Genomic DNA, 16,032 nt, shown 5'->3' with positions numbered 1-16,032 from the left:
GGATGGCCATCCGGTCCGAGGCTCAGTCGCTTACATCGCACAAACTCTCCTCCGTGCAGATACAAGGGGCGGCGCTGACATCTTCGATTGGCGAGCTTAAAGCGCCTCGGAATGCGCGGTCGCGACGCCGTACTCCGCGGCCGAGTCCAGAATGGTGTGCCACAGGCTCTCGGCAAAGGTCGCGAACACCAGCAGGTTGAACACCGCCTGTCCGTCGCGATCCGCACCGCGCCACAGCGTGACGCTCGTATGATCCATCGAGGTCGCCGCCGCGGCGCTCACGCCAAACACGGCGGGATGCAGGTCGATCGACGACAGCTTGGCCAGCATGGTGCGTGCCTTCGGCCCCGAAATGCAGATCAGTACGCGGGCATGCGACTGGTCGGACAGCGAGGCTGACCCGGCAAAGCCGGGGGCAAGTGCCTCGATCGAATATCTGCCGTCTTTCGACAACACCATGAACTGGTCCGGCCCCGACCAGATCAGGGTGGCGTCGGCGGTCGCGGCTGTCTGCGGCCTCACCGGTGCGGCAATGCCGAAGCGAGCCTTGGCGGCTGTCGCCATTTCGGCCGCCTTGCCGCGCCGCGCCATAACCTGGACGAGATCGAAATTTCGGATTTCGGTCAGCGACACGACGGTATCACCTGGGGCTCCATGCGGGCCGGTGATGAGTGCCCGTTCAAGCGGGCTGCGGATATCCCAGGAAAACTCAGCCACGCTGGCGCCCTCCATCCGGATCGTAGAAGACGGGATTGCAGAGTTCGACATCGTAATCCTCGCCGCGCAGCGGGTCATGCGCATGCACGATCTCGCCGAAGCGCTCGCGGCCGCGCTCGACAAGGGCGAGGCCGATCCACTGGTCCAGTGTCGGCGAGAAGCAGACCGAGGTGACGTAGCCCTGGTCGTTGTCCGGGCCGGGAATTTCTCCCTTCGGAATGATGTGCGCGCCGGAGCGCAGGCGCCGGGCTTTGTCGGTCGGCTTGATGCCGACCACCACCTGTCGGTCGGGCGCCACAAGCGCCTCGCGGCCGGCCATCACACGGCCAATGAAGTCCTTCTTGGTCGACATCATTTTGCCGAGGCCGAGATCGGAAGCGGTGGTGGTGCCGCTGAGCTCCGGCCCGGCGACGTGACCCTTTTCGACCCGCATGACGCCGAGCGCCTCGGTGCCATAAGGCGTCACGCCGAACGGCTTGCCGGCTATCATCAGATTGCGGGCCATCGCCTCGCCATGGCGCGCCGGCACCGAAATCTCGAACGCCATCTCTCCAGAGAAGGAAATGCGGAACAGCCGCGCCTTGATGCCGCCGCGCAACTTCACTTCGCGAGCACCCATGAACGGGAAGCCTTCGTTGGAGAGGTCCTCGGTCGGATCGACGATTTGCTTCAGGAGATCGCGCGTCTTCGGTCCGGCGATGGAGAACTGCGCCCACTGGTCGGAGACCGAGGTCAGTTGCACGTCGAGTTCGGGGAACAGGACCTGGCGGCAGAATTCGAGATGCTGCATCACCAGTCCCGCCTTGGCCGTGGTGGTGGTGAGGAAATAATGATCCTCGGCCAGACGCGACGTCGTGCCGTCATCATAGACGATGCCGTCCTCGCGCAGCATCAGCCCGTAGCGCGCCTTGCCGACGGCAAGGTTGGAGAAGGTGTTGATATAGACGCGGTCGAGGAAGGCGCCGGCATCGGGGCCGTGCACGTCGATCTTGCCGAGCGTCGAGACATCGCAGAAGCCGACGCCGGAGCGCACCGCCTTGACCTCGCGGGTCACCGATTCCAGCCAATCCTTTTCGCCGGCCAGCGGATACCATTGCGCACGCTTCCACAGCCCGGTGTCGACGAAGATCGCGCCCTGTTCGGAGGCCCAATGATGCGACGGCGTCAGCCGTGTCGCATGGAAATTCTCATCGCGGTGGTGGCCGGCAAAGGCGCCGATCGCCACCGGCACATAGGGCGGCCGGTAGATCGTCGTGCCGGTCTCGGGGATGGAGCGGCCGGAGACCGCCGCCATGATGGCGAGGCCGGCGACATTCGAAGTCTTGCCTTGATCGGTCGCCATGCCGAGCGTGGTGTAACGCTTCAGATGCTCGACCGATTCAAACCCTTCGCGCTGGGCCAGTTCGATATCCGACGCGGTGACGTCGTGCTGCTGGTCGACGAAGGCCTTGCCCTTGCCGGCGACATGCCAGAGCGGCGTCAGCGAGAAAGCCGCGTCGTCGGCAACCGGCGTGGAGCCGGTACCGCCGCTGCGCCCGGCATCGCGGGCCGCGGCCGAGCCTGCTTCAAACCCTTCGCGCAGGCAGGCGCCGAGACCGAAGGCGCCGTTGGCCGCGCCAACGGCCACCATGCCGGGCGGGGCGCCATCCGGAACGAAGGCCGCGATGTCGTCGCGCCATTTCGGCCGGCCGCGATGGTAGGAGGTAAGGCCGACCGTCGGGTTCCAGCCGCCGGAAACGGCAAGCCCGTCGGCTTCCACTTCGGCGCGCGCGCCGCCGGTCAGCGAAACGGAGAGCTTGCGCACGCCGGCCTTGCCGCCGTCGACGCCGCTGACGGAGCCGTGCAGCACCGGGAAGCCGCCCTTGCTGGCCAGCGAGCGATGTACCGGCGAAACCTCCGCCCTGGCGTCGATCACGGCCGCGACCTGCAATCCGGCTTCAAGCGCGGTTTCGACCGTGCGCCAGCCATGCTCATTGTTGGTGAACAGCGCGATGCGTTTTGCCGGCGCTGCCGCATAACGGCTGATATAGCTGCGCATCGCCGACGCCATCATCACGCCGGGCGTATCGTTGCCGGCAAAGACGATCGGCCGTTCCAGAGCGCCGGCCGCGACGACGCATCGCTTGGCCACGATCCGCCACAGACGCTGCCGAACCTCATGCTCGGGCGGTGAGGGCAGATGGTCGTTGACGCGCTCGATAGCGCCGTAGGTGCCGCCGTCATAGACGCCGAACAGCGTCGTGCGCGTCATGATGCGCACGTCCGGCAGCGAGGCGAGTTCGGCCAGCGTGCGCGCCAGCCACTCGGCCGCCGGCAGCCCGTCGATCGTGCCGCCATCGGAAAGCAGCCTGCCCCCGACGACAAAATCCTCTTCGCACAGGATGACCCGCGCACCGCTGCGGCCGGCGGCCAGCGCCGCCGCAAGACCGGCCGGCCCGGAACCGGCGATCACCACGTCGCAATGCGCCCAGGCCTTGTCATAGTGGTCGGGGTCGGAGACCGTTGCCGCACGGCCGAGGCCTGCGGCGCGGCGGATCGCCGGCTCGTAGATCGCTTCCCAGAACTTCGCCGGCCACATGAAGGTCTTGTAGTAGAAGCCGGCGACGAAGATCGGCGCGAACAACTGGTTGACCGACATGACGTCGAAATTGAGCGACGGCCAGCGGTTCTGGCTGGCGGCTTCGAGGCCTTCATAGAGTTCGGCCGTCGTCGCCTTGGTGTTCGGCTCGCGCCGCGCGCCGCTGCGCAGTTCGACAAGCGCGTTGGGCTCTTCCGAGCCAGCCGTCAGGATACCGCGCGGGCGATGGTACTTGAACGAGCGGCCAACCAGCTTGACGCCGCTGGCGAGCAGCGCCGAGGCGAGCGTGTCGCCCTTGAAGCCGGATAAGCTCTTGCCGTCGAAGGTGAAACTCAGCGGTGCCGAACGGTCGATGAGACCGCCATTGGCGAGCCGGTTTGACTGACTGCCGGCCATCATGCACCAACCTTGGCGGCGCCGGCGCCCGCTGCCGCCTCAACGGCCGAAATCTCGTGCGTCAGCGTGTTGCGGGTGACCTTCAGCCAGGACCGGCAACCGCCGCCATGGTACCAGTTCTCGCTCATCACCCCGGCTATGTTGTCGCGCATATAGACATAGTCGTAGACGGCGTCCTCGCCGGCGTCGGCCGCCGGCCGCTGTGGCTTGGCATCGCCGAGATAGGTGAACTCGCCAAGTTCGCGTTCGCCGCAGAAGGGACAGACAATACGCATGGTTTTCCGACTGTCCTCAGTGCAGGTTCGGTTGGGCGCCCTGGCCCTTTTCGTCGATCATGGCGCCGCGCTGGAAGCGGTCGAGACGGAACAGCGCCGCCTCCTTGTGCATCTCGTCGCGGGCCAGAAGATGGGCGAAGACGAAGCCTGAACCCGGCGTCGCCTTGAAGCCGCCATAGCACCAGCCGGCATTGAGATAGAGCCCGTCGACCGGCGTCCTGTCGATGATCGGCGAGCCGTCCATCGACATGTCCATGATGCCGCCCCACTGGCGCAGAAGCCGCACGCGGCCGATCATCGGGATGATCGCCATGCCGCCTTCGCAGACATCCTCCATGACGGGCAGATTGCCGCGCTGGGCGTAGGAATTGTAGCCGTCGATATCGCCGCCGAAGACCAGGCCGCCCTTGTCGGACTGGCTGACGTAGAAATGGCCGGCGCCGAAGGTCATGACGCCGGGGATGAGCGGCTTGATCGCCTCGGAGACGAAGGCCTGCAGCACATGGCTTTCGATCGGCAGGCGCATGCCGGCCATCGCCGCGACGCGTGACGAGGAGCCGGCCACGGCCATGCCGACCTTGCCGGCGCCGATCCTGCCGCGCGAGGTCTCGACGCCCGTCACCTTGCCATGGGCGTCCCTGACAAAGCCGGTCACTTCGCAATTCTGGATGATGTCGACGCCGAGCGCGCTCGCCGCATGGGCATAGCCCCAGACCACCGCGTCATGCCGCGCCGTGCCGCCGCGGCGCTGCAGGAGCCCGCCTTGCACGGGAAAACGCGCATGGTCGAAATTCAGGAATGGCAGCATCTTCTTCAGCGCCGCCTGGTCGAGCAGTTCGGCGTCGATGCCGTTGATGCGCATGGTGTTGCCGCGCCGCGCATAGGCATCGCGCTGCCCGTCGGAATGGTAGAGATTGAGAACGCCGCGCTGGCTGACCATGGCGTTGTAGTTGAGATCCTGCTCCATCCGCTCCCACAGCTTCATCGACAGTTCGTAGAAGCCGGTATTGCCGGGCAGGCCGTAATTGGAGCGGATGATGGTGGTGTTGCGGCCGGCATTGCCGGAACCGATCCATCCCTTTTCGAGAACGGCGACATTCCTGATGCCGAACTCGCTGGCCAGGAACCAGGCGGTGGCCAGGCCATGGCCGCCGCCGCCGATGATCACCACGTCGTAATGGTCTTTCGGTGTGGCGTCGCGCCAGGTGCGCTGCCAGGTCTTGTGGCCGGAAAGGGCGGCGCGGGCGAGCGAGAAGATCGAGTATTTCATCAATTCATTCCGAGGTCGCTCGCCTTAAACCGGACATCAGATGTCCAGCGTATGGTCGCGCTCCCATTGCGTGAAGTGCGAAGCATAGGAATTCCATTCCTGGTGCTTCAGCTTTAGGTAGGCCGACGAGAATTCCTCACCCAGCGCCGCCTTGAGCGATTTGTCCTTGTCGAACTCGCGCAGCGCGTCGAGCAGGTTGAGCGGCAGTTTCGGCGCGCCTTTCACCGTATGTCCGTGCTGGTACATGTCGATGTCGTAGCGCTTGCCTGGATCGGCCTTGGAGCGGATGCCGTCGAGACCGGCGGCGATGATCACCGCTTGCAGCAGATAAGGGTTGGCGGCGCCGTCGGGCAGGCGCAGTTCGAAGCGGCCGGGGCCGGGCACGCGCACCATATGAGTGCGGTTGTTGCCGGTCCAGGTCACCGTGTTCGGTGCCCAGGTCGCGCCAGAGATGGTGCGTGGGGCGTTGATGCGCTTGTAGGAATTGACCGTTGGATTGGTGATCGCGGCGAGCGCCGAAGCATGCTTCATGATGCCGCCGAGGAAGTTCTTGCCCTTGGCCGAGAGGCCGAGCTCCATCGAATTGTCGGCGAAGACATTGGTCTTGCCCGCCTTGTCCCAGACAGAGATATGGGCGTGGCAGCCATTGCCGGTCAGACCCTGGAAGGGTTTCGGCATGAAGGTAGCCCGCAGGCCGTGCTTCTCGGCGATCGACTTGACCATGAACTTGAAGAAGGAGTGCTTGTCGGCGGTCGCCAGCGCGTCGTCGAAGGCCCAGTTCATCTCGAACTGGCCGTTGGCGTCTTCATGGTCGTTCTGGTAGGCGCCCCAGCCGAGCGCCAGCATGTGGTCGCAGATCTCGGCGATGACGTCATACCGGCGCATCACCGCCTGCTGGTCGTAGCAGGGTTTCGACGCCGTATCGTACTGGTCGGAGATCGCCTTGCCGTCCGGCGTGATCAGGAAGAACTCGGCCTCGACGCCGGTCTTGACATGCATGCCGTCGGCGGCGGCCTCGGCGATCAGCCGCTTCAGCGTGTTGCGCGGCGCCTGATCGACCTCCCTGTCGTCCATGATGCAGTTGGCGGCGACCCAGGCGACATCGGGTTTCCACGGCAGCTGGATGACCGAGTCCGGGTCGGGAACCGCCAGCATGTCGGGATGCGCCGGCGTCAGATCGAGCCAGGTGGCGAAGCCGGCAAAGCCGGCGCCGTCCTTCTGCATGTCTGATATGGCTTGCGCCGGCACCAGCTTGGCACGTTGCCCACTGAACAGGTCAGTGTAGGAAATCATGAAATACTTGACGCCGTTCTTCTTGGCGAAAGCGGCGAGATCGTTCCCCATTATAGTTCCTCGCTTATTGGCATGCTGAAGGCTTAGAAGGTGTTTTTCCCCGGTATCCAGTTGGTGCCGGCCAGCGGAACGCCAGCCATCGCTGCTGCCTCGATCGTGAGCGCGACGAGGTCCTCGGGTTCGAGATTGTGCAGGCTGTTCTTGCCGCAGGCGCGGGCAATGGTTTGAGCTTCGAGCGTCATCACCTTCAGGTAGTTGGCGAGCCGCCGTCCGGCCGCGATCGGGTCGACCCGCTTCATCAGTTCCGGGTCCTGGGTGGTGATGCCGGCAGGATCCTTGCCCTCGTGCCAGTCGTCATAGGCGCCTGAGGTGGTGCCCAGCTCGTTGTACTCCGCCTCCCAGCGGGGATCGTTGTCGCCGAGCGCCACCAGCGCCGCCGTGCCGATCGACACGGCGTCGACACCGAGCGCCAGCGCCTTGGCGACATCGGCGCCGTTGCGTATGCCGCCGGAAACGATCAGCTGCACCTTGCGGTGCATGCCCAGATCCTGCAGCGCCTGCACCGCCGGCCTTATGCAGGCGAGCGTCGGCTGGCCGACATTCTCGATGAACACTTCCTGGGTCGCCGCCGTACCGCCCTGCATGCCGTCGACGACGACGACGTCGGCGCCGGCCTTCACGGCGAGTGCTGTGTCGTAATAGGGGCGGGCGCCGCCGACCTTGACGTAGATCGGCTTTTCCCAGTCGGTGATTTCGCGCAGTTCGAGGATCTTGATCTCGAGATCGTCGGGGCCGGTCCAATCGGGATGGCGCGAGGCCGAGCGTTGGTCGATGCCCTTGGGCAGCGTGCGCATCTCTGCGACACGGTCCGAAATCTTCTGGCCGAGCAGCATGCCGCCGCCGCCGGGCTTGGCCCCTTGGCCGACGACCACTTCGATGGCATCGGCGCGGCGCAGGTCGCGCAGGTTCATGCCGTAGCGCGACGGCAGGTACTGATAGACGAGCTGCTTGGAATGGCCGCGCTCTTCCTCGGTCATGCCGCCGTCGCCGGTCGTGGTCGAGGTGCCGGACAACGTCGCGCCACGGCCGAGCGCTTCCTTGGCCGGGCCCGACAGTGAGCCGAAGCTCATGCCGGCGATGGTGATCGGGATCTTCAGCTCGATCGGCTTCTTGGCATGACGCGAGCCGAGCACCACCGAGGTGTCGCAGCGCTCGCGATAGCCTTCCAGCGGATAGCGCGAGATCGAGGCGCCGAGGAACAGCAGGTCATCGAAATGCGGCAGCTTGCGCTTGGCGCCGGCGCCCCGGATATCATAGATGCCGGTCGCCGCCGCGCGGCGGATTTCGGAAAGCGTGTAGTCGTCGAAGGTTGCGGATTTGCGCGGTGTCGTCGGCGGGTTGCGGTACGTCATCTTGCCTCAATACGCGTCGGCGTTGTCGATATTGAAATTGTAGAGCGTGCGCGCCGAACCGTAGCGCTTGAACTCCGACGGCTTGACGTCGGTCACGCCGGCGCGGTCGAGCAGGCCCTGCAGCAATTCCAGGTGCTCGGGCCGCATCTCCTTGGCGATGCAGTCGGCGCCGAGGCTGTCGACCTTGCCGCGCACGAAGAGCCGTGCCTCGTAGATGGAATCGCCCAGCGCATCGCCGGCGTCGCCCAGCACCACGAGGTTGCCGGACTGGGCCATGAAGGCCGACATATGGCCGATATTGCCATGCACGACGATATCGATGCCCTTCATCGAGATGCCGCAGCGCGACGACGCATTACCCTCGATGACCAAAAGGCCACCCTTGCCGGTTGCGCCGGCATATTGGCTGGCGTCGCCTTTGACGGTTATCGAGCCGGCCATCATGTTCTCGCCGACGCCGGGGCCGGCCGAGCCATGCACGGTGATGGCGCTGCCTGAATTCATGCCGCCGCAATAATAGCCGACGCTGCCGCGCACATCGATGCTGACGGGCTGGTCGACGCCGACGGCGACCGAGTGGTTGCCTTTCGGGTTGAGCACTTCCCATGCCGTCTCGTTGGAGCCGGCGGTCAGTTGATGCAGTGCCTGGTTGAGTTCGCGCAACGACTGGACGTCGAGGTCGAAGACGCGGGCATGGCTTTCGCGCGTTGCCTTGGAGGTTGCCGGCATGAACTCAATGCTCCCAGAAATAAACGGTGGCGGGCTCCGGCTCCCAGACCCGCGCATTGTCGATGCCGGGCAGTTTGGTCAGCGCGCGATATTCGGAGCCGAAAGCGACATACTGGTCGGTCTCGGCCATCACGGCGGGCTTGCAGGCGATCGGGTCGCGCACCACGCCGAAACCGTTCTTGGTGCCGACGACGAAGGTGAAGAAGCCGTCGAGGTCGGAGAGCGTGCCCTCCAGCGCTTCGCCGAGATTCTTGCCATGCGCCATCTGCGAGGACAGATAGGCGGCCGCCACCTCGGTATCGTTCTCGGTCTCGAATTTCATGCCCTCGCGGACGAGCTCGCGCCGCACATTGTTGTGGTTGGACAGCGACCCATTGTGCACCAGGCACTGGTCGGCGCCGGTCGAGAAGGGATGCGCGCCCATCGTGGTGACAGCCGATTCCGTCGCCATGCGGGTATGGCCGATGCCGTGCGTGCCGGTCATCTTGCGCACGTCGAAGCGCTCGACGACAGCTTCCGGCAAGCCGACTTCCTTGTAGATCTCGACGGCTTCGCCGGCACCCATGATACGGACATCGGGCCGCAGCGACTGCAGGGCTTCACGCGCCGCGTCGACCTTGTCGGGCGTGGCCCTGATAACGGCATGTGTCGATTTCACGCTGATCGTCACCGGCGCTCCGACAGCCTTGGAAAGCTCGGCATCCAGCCCGCGGAAATCGCGGTCCGGCTTCGGCGACTGGATGGTGATCTTCGCCTCGTTGCGCGATGCCTCGCCATAGATGGCGATGCCGGCGCTGTCTGGGCCGCGATCGCTGAGCGACACCAGCATCTCCGACAGCATCGCGCCGAGCTTCGGCTCCAGCGCCTTGTCCTTCAGGAAAAGTCCAACGATTCCGCACATGTCAGCCTCCCGGGGTTTATGACTATGAGATGATGTACCGAATGAAATCTCTGAATTCAATGGTATGAAAGAAATTTTCCTCTGGTTACGCATGCGGTCCGATGCCGCTTCGCGCGTCATCGGCATCGCGCCGGGCATTATGGACCCATTTGGCGGTTCGGATACGGGCGAGCTTGTAGGCGTCGAGGATCGACAGCGCATAGATCAGGAAGCCGCCGGCGTGACGGCCGACGAAGCTGGCATCCGGCGGTGAAATCTTGGCCGTCACCCAGGCCAGGATGACCATGAAGAAAAGAAACTGCAGGCCGCGCGCCGGCACGCCCAGCATGACGTGGCCGCTGCCCGGCAGCACGATTGCCGCCCCCATGACGAGATAGGGGCTCACTGGCGCGGGCGTGGTGGGCGAACTGGTCATGCGGCCTGCCGTTCATTCCTGTTGATGGCGTCGCGAAGCTTGGACAAGGATGTCAGCAGCCGCTCGATCAGCGCCGGATCGATGGCGGCGCCGCCGAACGCCGCCTGCCTGAACACGCCGTAACGCGCCCGTTCGGCCTCGGCCAGCAGCCAGACGATGCGCACACCCTTGGGTGTGATCAGCAATTCCTTGGCGCGGCCTTCGCCGAAGAGTTCGAGATGACCGGCAATGACGCCTTGCGGAAAGCGCGTGCCCCTGCGGTCTGTCCGCAATACCGCTTCGGGCGGGAAGCCGGGCGCCTTGGGCAAAGTGTGTTCCAGATGGTCGAAGTTTGAGAATGTCGTCGGCGAACCCGGCCGCATCATCATGTCGAAAGTGGCCGCCACGGCAACCTTCTCGGTGATCGAGACCGACAGCCAGCGCGCCGGCAGTTTTCGCGTCGCCAGCGTGTCGACGATGGTGCGCGCCTGAACGCGCAGCCCCTGCCAGGATCCTTCCCAGGTGATGACGCCGGCGGCGCCGTCAGAGACGTTGGCCGCGTCGGCGATCACGGTGCGAATGGCGCTCTGCTCCGCCGCGAGCGAGGCTGCCTGCCGCTCGCGGCTGCGGCGCGCCAGCCACATCAGGTGGAGGATGACGGCCAGGGCGATTGCTCCGGCAAGCAGTGTTGATGTCACCTCGGACATTTGTCAGGCCCAGGCCGTCCCGTATCCGGGAGGCCCTTCCTCCATCAATATCCCTGCGGTTTCGGCCACGGCATGGTGAACTGGTCGCCACGCCGGACGAATTTGTAACGGTAGAAGTGGAACCACACGGAAATCAGGAAATAGAAGATGGTCATGGCGATCAACTGCGAGCCAAAGCCGAGGAAGATGGCAAAGTAGGTCACCACGCAAAGGCAGAACAGCACGATCGCCGGCAGCGGATGGAAGGGATGCGTGTAGCCGCGCCGGATCGTGCCGAGTGGCCACTTCTTCCTGAACATCATGATGTTGATGCTCATGAAGGTGTATTGCAGCACGCCCGACAGGATCGAGAAGGTGATCGCCTGGTTGAGGTCGGCGATGAAGGCGAAGGCCAGCGCGATAGGCAGCAGGAACAGGATCGAACGGTAGGGCGTCCGGTACTTGGGATGCACGGCCGAGAACCAGCTCGGCAGATAGCGGTCGCGACCGAGCGAGAACCAGGCCCGTGCTGCGTCGTTGATGCAGCCATTGGCCGAGGCAAGCGCCGCCAGCAAGGTGGCGACGAACAGAAGGTTCTCCAGCAGCGGGCTGCCGGTCAGCTTGCCGGCGTCCCAGAGCGGATAATAGGTGATGCCGAGATATTCCCATGGCATCAGCGAGGCGCAGACATACCAGGTCATGGCGGCGGCGATCAGGAGCGTGATCATTCCGGCCATGGTGCCGTAGGGCAGGGAGCGTGCCGGCGAGCGCACTTCCTCGGCCGCCTGCGTCGTGCCTTCGATGCCGAGATAATACCAGATGCCGAACTGGAAGGCGGCGATGACGCCGATCCAGCCATAGGGCAGCGCGTTGTTGGGCGTGACCAGTTCGTTGAGCTTCAGCACGGCGCCCTGCGTCCACGGGCTGACAGAGAAGAACAGGATGACGATCGAGATGTAGGCGATGGCCGTGATGACGAAGTTGACGTTGAGCGTCATCAGCACGCCGCGATAGTTGAGCCATGCCAGCACCACGATGGTGGCGGCGATGAAGGAATTGTGGGTCAGCCCCTCGACGCCGGCCTTGGCGACGATCGTATCGCCGAGCAGGATGGCGTCCGACACTTCGAGCATTGTGTAGGCAAACACCAGGAACAGCGCGACGTTGAACGCCATCAGCGGACCGACAATGTGCTTGGCCTGCGCATATTGGCCGCCGGCGGCGGCGACGGTCGAGGTCACTTCGGAATCGATCATGGCGACCGAGGTGTAGAGCAGTCCGACGATCCAGCAGACGATCAGCGCCGCCAGCGCGCCGCCCTTGTCGGCCGAGAAATTCCAGCCGGTAAATTCACCGACCAGGACGATGCCGACCCCGAGTGCCCACACGTGGGCCGGGCCGAGCACCCTGAGCAGCGAAACCCTGTCGCCGTTTACCGCCGTCCCTGCTGATTCAGCCGTGACCGTCATTTTCAGTCCCCACTCAGATCCGGTGTGTTTCGGAAACGGCTTCAAGTTCGCCTTCGCGCGAAGAGGTCAAGGTCTCCTCGGAATAGGTCGTGTCGACCTTGAACCAGTCGTAGAGCATCCACAGCGCGAGCACGATCGAAATGCACCAGCATGCGTAAGAGAGCGCCATCCACATGATCTTGTCCCCAAACTCTTCGTCGTCGAACCTTATTTGTCGTCGAATTTTTCTTTGATGACATCTCGATATTCGCGATCGGATGCGCGAAACAGGAAGACGAAATACCCGATGAGCACCGCCGCCATGATGATCAATGTCGGCCAGTCGATCACGTAGTGGAACCGATTCTGGATGACGTCATGCGCGGTCTCCGGCGTGTAGCCGAGCTTCTCCCAGATCGAGGCCATTGTCGGGTTCTGGCCAAGTGCTTCCCAGGTCTTGGCGTCGAGTGCGTCGATGGACTTCGCCGCTCCCGCCAGTCCCATTTTCAGCGGCAGCCACAGCGCCACGAAGATGGCGACCACGACGACGGCGATATCGAAAATCTGCCCGGCTTTGCTTTGCTCCGGCGGCGTATAACGAGGCATGTCTGTGCTCCTCAGGCCTTGCGATTGCGGGACGCGTCGGCGTTCTTGATGTCGAGCCCGTAGATGAACTCCTTGTCTTCCTTGTAGTGCTTGACCATCGCCAGGATGGCCGCGGTGTTGAAGATCAGCACCAAGGACGCGGCGATCGCCACGACGGCCTTGATGCCGCCATGGGGGATGTAGGGCCATGTCATGAACAGGACGAAGAGGATCGTCGCCCAAAGGCAGATGATCAGGAGCGCGGAGCCGCGCACGTCGGAACGGTACAGCGCCTCGATGCGCTGCTGCATGTCTGACATCGGTTTTCCCCTTCTTTGCCGACGCCCGGTTCTGAATTCACCGCCCGCCGCTCTCTTTCAAGAGAGTAAAATTTTTTTCACAAGCTCCGCCCGAATCCTGGTCTTGTCAAGACGAATTTACGTTGGGTTAACCGCTCGCTTCGAGTGAACAATTTTGCCTGACAATGAAATTATTTGCTTCAAGGGGATTGCAGGCTTCCCGCGTTTGCGGTCAATATTCCATCCAAAGCTCCGGCCTCGGGCAAAGGAGCAGGGAACAGCGGGATTTTTCGAACGGAGGACGAGCGGATGACGGCATCCTGGAGATTTTCGACCCTGGCGGACCGCCATCGTGCGCTCGGTTCGAAACTCGAAGACTGGAGCGGGATGGGCACCGCCTGGACCTACGACAAGGATGCCGACGAGGAGTATGTCGCCATCCGCACCAAGGCCGGGCTCATGGACGTGTCGGGCCTGAAGAAAGTCCACATCACGGGGCCGCACGCCTCGCATCTCATCGACCTTGCCACCACGCGCGACGTCGAAAAGATCTATCCCGGCAAATCGGCCTATGCCTGCATGCTGAACGAAGCGGGGAAGTTCACCGACGACTGCATCCTCTATCGCACGGGACCGAATGCCTGGATGGTGGTGCACGGCTCGGGCACCGGCCATGAGGAATTGCAGCGGGCGGCGATGGGCCGCGACGTGTCGCTGCGCTTCGACGACAATCTGCACGATCTGTCGCTGCAGGGGCCGACCGCTGTCGACTATCTGGCCAAGCACGTGCCGGGTATTCGCGACCTCAACTATTTCCACCACATGCAGACGCAGCTCTTCGGGTTCCCGGTGATGATCTCGCGCACCGGCTATACCGGCGAGCGCGGCTACGAGATCTTCTGCCGTGGCCAGGATGCCGGCACGATCTGGGACAGGATCCTCGACGAGGGCAAGAGCGCCGGCATCATCCCATGCCGCTTCACCACGCTCGACATGCTGCGCGTTGAGAGCTACCTGCTGTTTTATCCCTATGACAATTCGCAGAAATATCCGTTTGAGAACGAGGGTCCCGGCGACACGCTGTGGGAACTCGGCCTCGACTTCACCGTCAGCCCCGGCAAGACGGGTTTCCGCGGCGCCGAGGAACACTACCGCCTGAAGGGCAAGGAGCGCTTCAAGATTTATGGCGTCCTGCTCGACGGCAAGGAGCCGGCCGATGAAGGCGCGCCGGTCTATCGCGACGGCAAAAAGGTCGGCGTCGTGACCTGCGCCATGTATTCGCCGCTGGTCAAGAAATCGATGGGCATCGCCCGGCTCGACGTCGATTGCGCGGTCAAGGACACCAAGCTCGAGATCCGCAACAAGAGCGGTGCCATCAAGGCGACAGCGCAGCCGCTCCCCTTCGACGATCCTAAAAAGACCAAGCGCACCGCCAAGGGTTGAGGCATCATCAGCAGCGAGGGGATTAGGGCACACAGACAGAAATGGCAGCCAAGACGATCATCAGCCGGCCCATTTACGGGGCCTTGTCCGCGCAGCCCGGCAAGCATCATCTTTTTATCGCCGATGCGGAAGGCGCGCTGGCGATCGTCGATATGGCGAAGACGGCTCCGCCTGGCTTTTTCGACGGTGCCGAGATTGTCTTCATTCCCGGTCCTGACGGCAAACATGTTGCTGCCCTCGAGGCGCTGAAGCCGGCAAAAGTCCACGCCGCGCCGTCCTTCGCCAGCCTGCTGCCCCGGCTGAAGCAGACGCTGACCAACGCGCATATGGGTCTGCGTCTTTATCTCAGCGGCACCGAAGGCCTGATCGGCCAGGCCATGCAGGTGGCGCTCGAAGCCGGCATCGACCACACCTCCATGCAGACCGAGCATCGCGGCTCGCTGGCGCGGCGCATGCAATGCGTGCACTGCAAGGGCATCACCGAGAACGTGACGACGCAGCCCGCGACCTGTTCGCATTGCGGCCTGCTGCTGCTGGTGCGCGATCACTATTCGCGACGACTCGCCGCCTTCCAGGGCGTGTGCATCAACGCCGAGGATCGCAGTGAGATTCCTCCTGTCGAGGAGGCCTTCCCATGAGCACCGGCACCACCAAGCTCGATGTCGTCGTCAGCGACGTCGTTCCGGTCAACGAACTGGTCACCCGCTTCCATTTTCGTCGCCGCGACGGCGGGTTGCTGCCGACCTTTTCCGGAGGCGCCCATGTCGTGGTCGAGATGCGCGACGGCGAACGCACGAGGCTCAACCCCTATTCGTTGATGGGCTCGCCGCTCGACACGCGCGAATACACGATTTCCGTCAGGCGCGACGATGTCGGCCGCGGCGGCTCGTTGTTCATGCACAGGTCGGTCAAGCCGGGCCTGGAGATGGTGATCAGCTATCCCGTCAACCTGTTCTCGCTCGACCTCAGGGCGAAGAAGCACCTGATGCTGGCCGGCGGCATCGGCATCACGCCATTCATGGCGCAGACCGCGCAACTGGCTGGCGAGGGCGGCAATTTCGAACTCCACTACACCTGCCGCACCGCCTCGCTCGGCACCTACGCCGATGTCCTTCAGCAACGCTACAACAGGCGCATCCGGCTCTATCACGACGACCGCGAGGAGCGCATCGACCTCGACCGGCTGCTGTCCACGCAGCCGCTCGGCACACATCTCTATGTCTGCGGTCCGGCCGGCATGATCAACTGGGTGCGCGACCGCGCGGCCAGCCTGGGCTGGCCGCCGGAGACCGTGCATTACGAGCATTTCGCGGCACCTCAACCAGGATTGCCTTTCGACGTGACGCTTGCCGTCAGCGGCAAGACCATTCACGTCGGCGAGCAACAGAGCTTGCTCGAAGCCATCGAGGCCGCCGGCGTTGACCCGCCCTATCTCTGCCGCGGCGGCGTTTGCGGCCAGTGCGAGACCAACGTGATCTCGTCCGACGGCAAGTTCATCCACAACGACCACTGGCTGAGCGAGGAAGACCATCGTTCCGGCTGCAAGATCATGCCCTGCGTGTCGCGTTTCGAGGGCAAATCGCTGGTCCTGGAAAGATAGGAGGCG

General features: G+C 63.8%; 17 protein-coding genes. 3 read left to right on the top strand and 14 right to left on the bottom strand.

The genetic code is table 11. From position 1 onward, the window contains the following. Nucleotides 1–96: 96 nt before the first annotated feature. The 14 genes from FJ967_RS21140 to FJ967_RS21075 all read right to left on the bottom strand — a co-directional run bounded on the left by FJ967_RS21140 (nucleotide 97) and on the right by FJ967_RS21075 (nucleotide 13,004). A complete protein-coding gene (locus FJ967_RS21140) occupies nucleotides 97–717 on the bottom strand; it encodes a sarcosine oxidase subunit gamma family protein (protein ID WP_140733757.1) in 621 nt (206 codons plus the stop codon). Next, nucleotides 710–3,691, bottom strand: coding sequence for a sarcosine oxidase subunit alpha (locus FJ967_RS21135; protein ID WP_140733769.1), 2,982 nt, complete (start codon nucleotides 3,689–3,691; stop codon nucleotides 710–712). The genes FJ967_RS21140 and FJ967_RS21135 overlap by 8 nt, the downstream gene beginning before the upstream one ends. Beyond that, nucleotides 3,691–3,966 (bottom strand): sarcosine oxidase subunit delta, encoded by a 276-nt coding sequence (locus tag FJ967_RS21130; RefSeq protein ID WP_140733756.1) that lies wholly within the window; start codon nucleotides 3,964–3,966, stop codon nucleotides 3,691–3,693. Before FJ967_RS21130 ends, FJ967_RS21135 begins: the two co-directional genes overlap by 1 nt. A gap of 16 nt (nucleotides 3,967–3,982) precedes the next feature. After that, complete coding sequence (locus tag FJ967_RS21125) at nucleotides 3,983–5,236, bottom strand: sarcosine oxidase subunit beta family protein (RefSeq protein ID WP_140733755.1); 1,254 nt, start codon at nucleotides 5,234–5,236, stop codon at nucleotides 3,983–3,985. Between the two features lie 36 nt (nucleotides 5,237–5,272). Further along, nucleotides 5,273–6,580 (bottom strand): type III glutamate--ammonia ligase, encoded by a 1,308-nt coding sequence (glnT, locus tag FJ967_RS21120; protein ID WP_140733754.1) that lies wholly within the window; start codon nucleotides 6,578–6,580, stop codon nucleotides 5,273–5,275. Between the two features lie 32 nt (nucleotides 6,581–6,612). Next, nucleotides 6,613–7,941 carry an FMN-binding glutamate synthase family protein gene (locus tag FJ967_RS21115; protein WP_140733753.1) on the bottom strand — a complete coding sequence of 443 codons (1,329 nt, stop codon included), beginning with the start codon at nucleotides 7,939–7,941 and terminating at the stop codon, nucleotides 6,613–6,615. 6 nt (nucleotides 7,942–7,947) lie between these two features. Continuing rightward, nucleotides 7,948–8,670, bottom strand: a complete 723-nt coding sequence (locus FJ967_RS21110) for a GXGXG domain-containing protein (protein WP_140733752.1) — start codon at nucleotides 8,668–8,670, stop codon at nucleotides 7,948–7,950. 4 nt (nucleotides 8,671–8,674) lie between these two features. After that, the gene (locus FJ967_RS21105; RefSeq protein ID WP_140733751.1) at nucleotides 8,675–9,571 is read right to left on the bottom strand and encodes a glutamine amidotransferase family protein; all 897 of its coding nucleotides are present in this window, start codon (nucleotides 9,569–9,571) and stop codon (nucleotides 8,675–8,677) included. A gap of 85 nt (nucleotides 9,572–9,656) precedes the next feature. Beyond that, nucleotides 9,657–9,986 carry a hypothetical protein gene (locus FJ967_RS21100; protein ID WP_140733750.1) on the bottom strand — a complete coding sequence of 110 codons (330 nt, stop codon included), beginning with the start codon at nucleotides 9,984–9,986 and terminating at the stop codon, nucleotides 9,657–9,659. Then, complete coding sequence (locus tag FJ967_RS21095; protein ID WP_181176045.1) at nucleotides 9,983–10,672, bottom strand: hypothetical protein; 690 nt, start codon at nucleotides 10,670–10,672, stop codon at nucleotides 9,983–9,985. Before FJ967_RS21095 ends, FJ967_RS21100 begins: the two co-directional genes overlap by 4 nt. Before the next feature lie 44 nt (nucleotides 10,673–10,716). Continuing rightward, entirely contained in the window at nucleotides 10,717–12,120 is a 1,404-nt protein-coding gene (locus FJ967_RS21090) for an amino acid permease (RefSeq protein ID WP_140733749.1), read from the bottom strand. Between the two features lie 13 nt (nucleotides 12,121–12,133). Beyond that, a complete protein-coding gene (locus FJ967_RS21085) occupies nucleotides 12,134–12,295 on the bottom strand; it encodes a hypothetical protein (RefSeq protein WP_140733748.1) in 162 nt (53 codons plus the stop codon). Between the two features lie 32 nt (nucleotides 12,296–12,327). Further along, a complete protein-coding gene (locus FJ967_RS21080) occupies nucleotides 12,328–12,705 on the bottom strand; it encodes a hypothetical protein (RefSeq protein WP_140733747.1) in 378 nt (125 codons plus the stop codon). An 11-nt stretch (nucleotides 12,706–12,716) separates the two neighbouring features. Next, complete coding sequence (locus FJ967_RS21075; RefSeq protein WP_140733746.1) at nucleotides 12,717–13,004, bottom strand: hypothetical protein; 288 nt, start codon at nucleotides 13,002–13,004, stop codon at nucleotides 12,717–12,719. 288 nt (nucleotides 13,005–13,292) lie between these two features. Between FJ967_RS21075 and FJ967_RS21070 the strand changes: the two genes are divergently transcribed. From FJ967_RS21070 to FJ967_RS21060, 3 genes are read left to right on the top strand one after another with little or no spacing between them, the layout of a single operon-like run. Next, nucleotides 13,293–14,426, top strand: coding sequence for an aminomethyltransferase family protein (locus tag FJ967_RS21070; RefSeq protein WP_140733745.1), 1,134 nt, complete (start codon nucleotides 13,293–13,295; stop codon nucleotides 14,424–14,426). 41 nt (nucleotides 14,427–14,467) lie between these two features. Next, complete coding sequence (locus FJ967_RS21065; RefSeq protein ID WP_140733744.1) at nucleotides 14,468–15,064, top strand: dimethylamine monooxygenase subunit DmmA family protein; 597 nt, start codon at nucleotides 14,468–14,470, stop codon at nucleotides 15,062–15,064. Next, a complete protein-coding gene (locus FJ967_RS21060) occupies nucleotides 15,061–16,026 on the top strand; it encodes a PDR/VanB family oxidoreductase (protein ID WP_140733743.1) in 966 nt (321 codons plus the stop codon). The genes FJ967_RS21065 and FJ967_RS21060 overlap by 4 nt, the downstream gene beginning before the upstream one ends. Nucleotides 16,027–16,032: the final 6 nt, after the last annotated feature.

This window comes from Mesorhizobium sp. B2-3-4 (genome assembly GCF_006442315.1).
GTDB lineage: Bacteria > Pseudomonadota > Alphaproteobacteria > Rhizobiales > Rhizobiaceae > Mesorhizobium.
This window is presented reverse-complemented; position numbering and strand designations above follow the sequence as displayed.

Excerpts from the sequence above, each read along its gene's own strand:
- FJ967_RS21135 (WP_140733769.1), bottom strand. The coding sequence starts at position 3,691 with ATGGCCGGCAGTCAGTCAAACCGGCTCGCCAATGGCGGTCTCATCGAC.
- FJ967_RS21130 (WP_140733756.1), bottom strand. The coding sequence starts at position 3,966 with ATGCGTATTGTCTGTCCCTTCTGCGGCGAACGCGAACTTGGCGAGTTC.
- FJ967_RS21125 (WP_140733755.1), bottom strand. The coding sequence starts at position 5,236 with ATGAAATACTCGATCTTCTCGCTCGCCCGCGCCGCCCTTTCCGGCCAC.
- glnT (WP_140733754.1), bottom strand. The coding sequence starts at position 6,580 with ATGGGGAACGATCTCGCCGCTTTCGCCAAGAAGAACGGCGTCAAGTAT.
- FJ967_RS21115 (WP_140733753.1), bottom strand. The coding sequence starts at position 7,941 with ATGACGTACCGCAACCCGCCGACGACACCGCGCAAATCCGCAACCTTC.
- FJ967_RS21110 (WP_140733752.1), bottom strand. The coding sequence starts at position 8,670 with ATGCCGGCAACCTCCAAGGCAACGCGCGAAAGCCATGCCCGCGTCTTC.
- FJ967_RS21105 (WP_140733751.1), bottom strand. The coding sequence starts at position 9,571 with ATGTGCGGAATCGTTGGACTTTTCCTGAAGGACAAGGCGCTGGAGCCG.
- FJ967_RS21100 (WP_140733750.1), bottom strand. The coding sequence starts at position 9,986 with ATGACCAGTTCGCCCACCACGCCCGCGCCAGTGAGCCCCTATCTCGTC.
- FJ967_RS21095 (WP_181176045.1), bottom strand. The coding sequence starts at position 10,672 with ATGTCCGAGGTGACATCAACACTGCTTGCCGGAGCAATCGCCCTGGCC.
- FJ967_RS21090 (WP_140733749.1), bottom strand. The coding sequence starts at position 12,120 with ATGACGGTCACGGCTGAATCAGCAGGGACGGCGGTAAACGGCGACAGG.
- FJ967_RS21085 (WP_140733748.1), bottom strand. The coding sequence starts at position 12,295 with ATGTGGATGGCGCTCTCTTACGCATGCTGGTGCATTTCGATCGTGCTC.
- FJ967_RS21080 (WP_140733747.1), bottom strand. The coding sequence starts at position 12,705 with ATGCCTCGTTATACGCCGCCGGAGCAAAGCAAAGCCGGGCAGATTTTC.
- FJ967_RS21075 (WP_140733746.1), bottom strand. The coding sequence starts at position 13,004 with ATGTCAGACATGCAGCAGCGCATCGAGGCGCTGTACCGTTCCGACGTG.
- FJ967_RS21070 (WP_140733745.1), top strand. The coding sequence starts at position 13,293 with ATGACGGCATCCTGGAGATTTTCGACCCTGGCGGACCGCCATCGTGCG.
- FJ967_RS21065 (WP_140733744.1), top strand. The coding sequence starts at position 14,468 with ATGGCAGCCAAGACGATCATCAGCCGGCCCATTTACGGGGCCTTGTCC.
- FJ967_RS21060 (WP_140733743.1), top strand. The coding sequence starts at position 15,061 with ATGAGCACCGGCACCACCAAGCTCGATGTCGTCGTCAGCGACGTCGTT.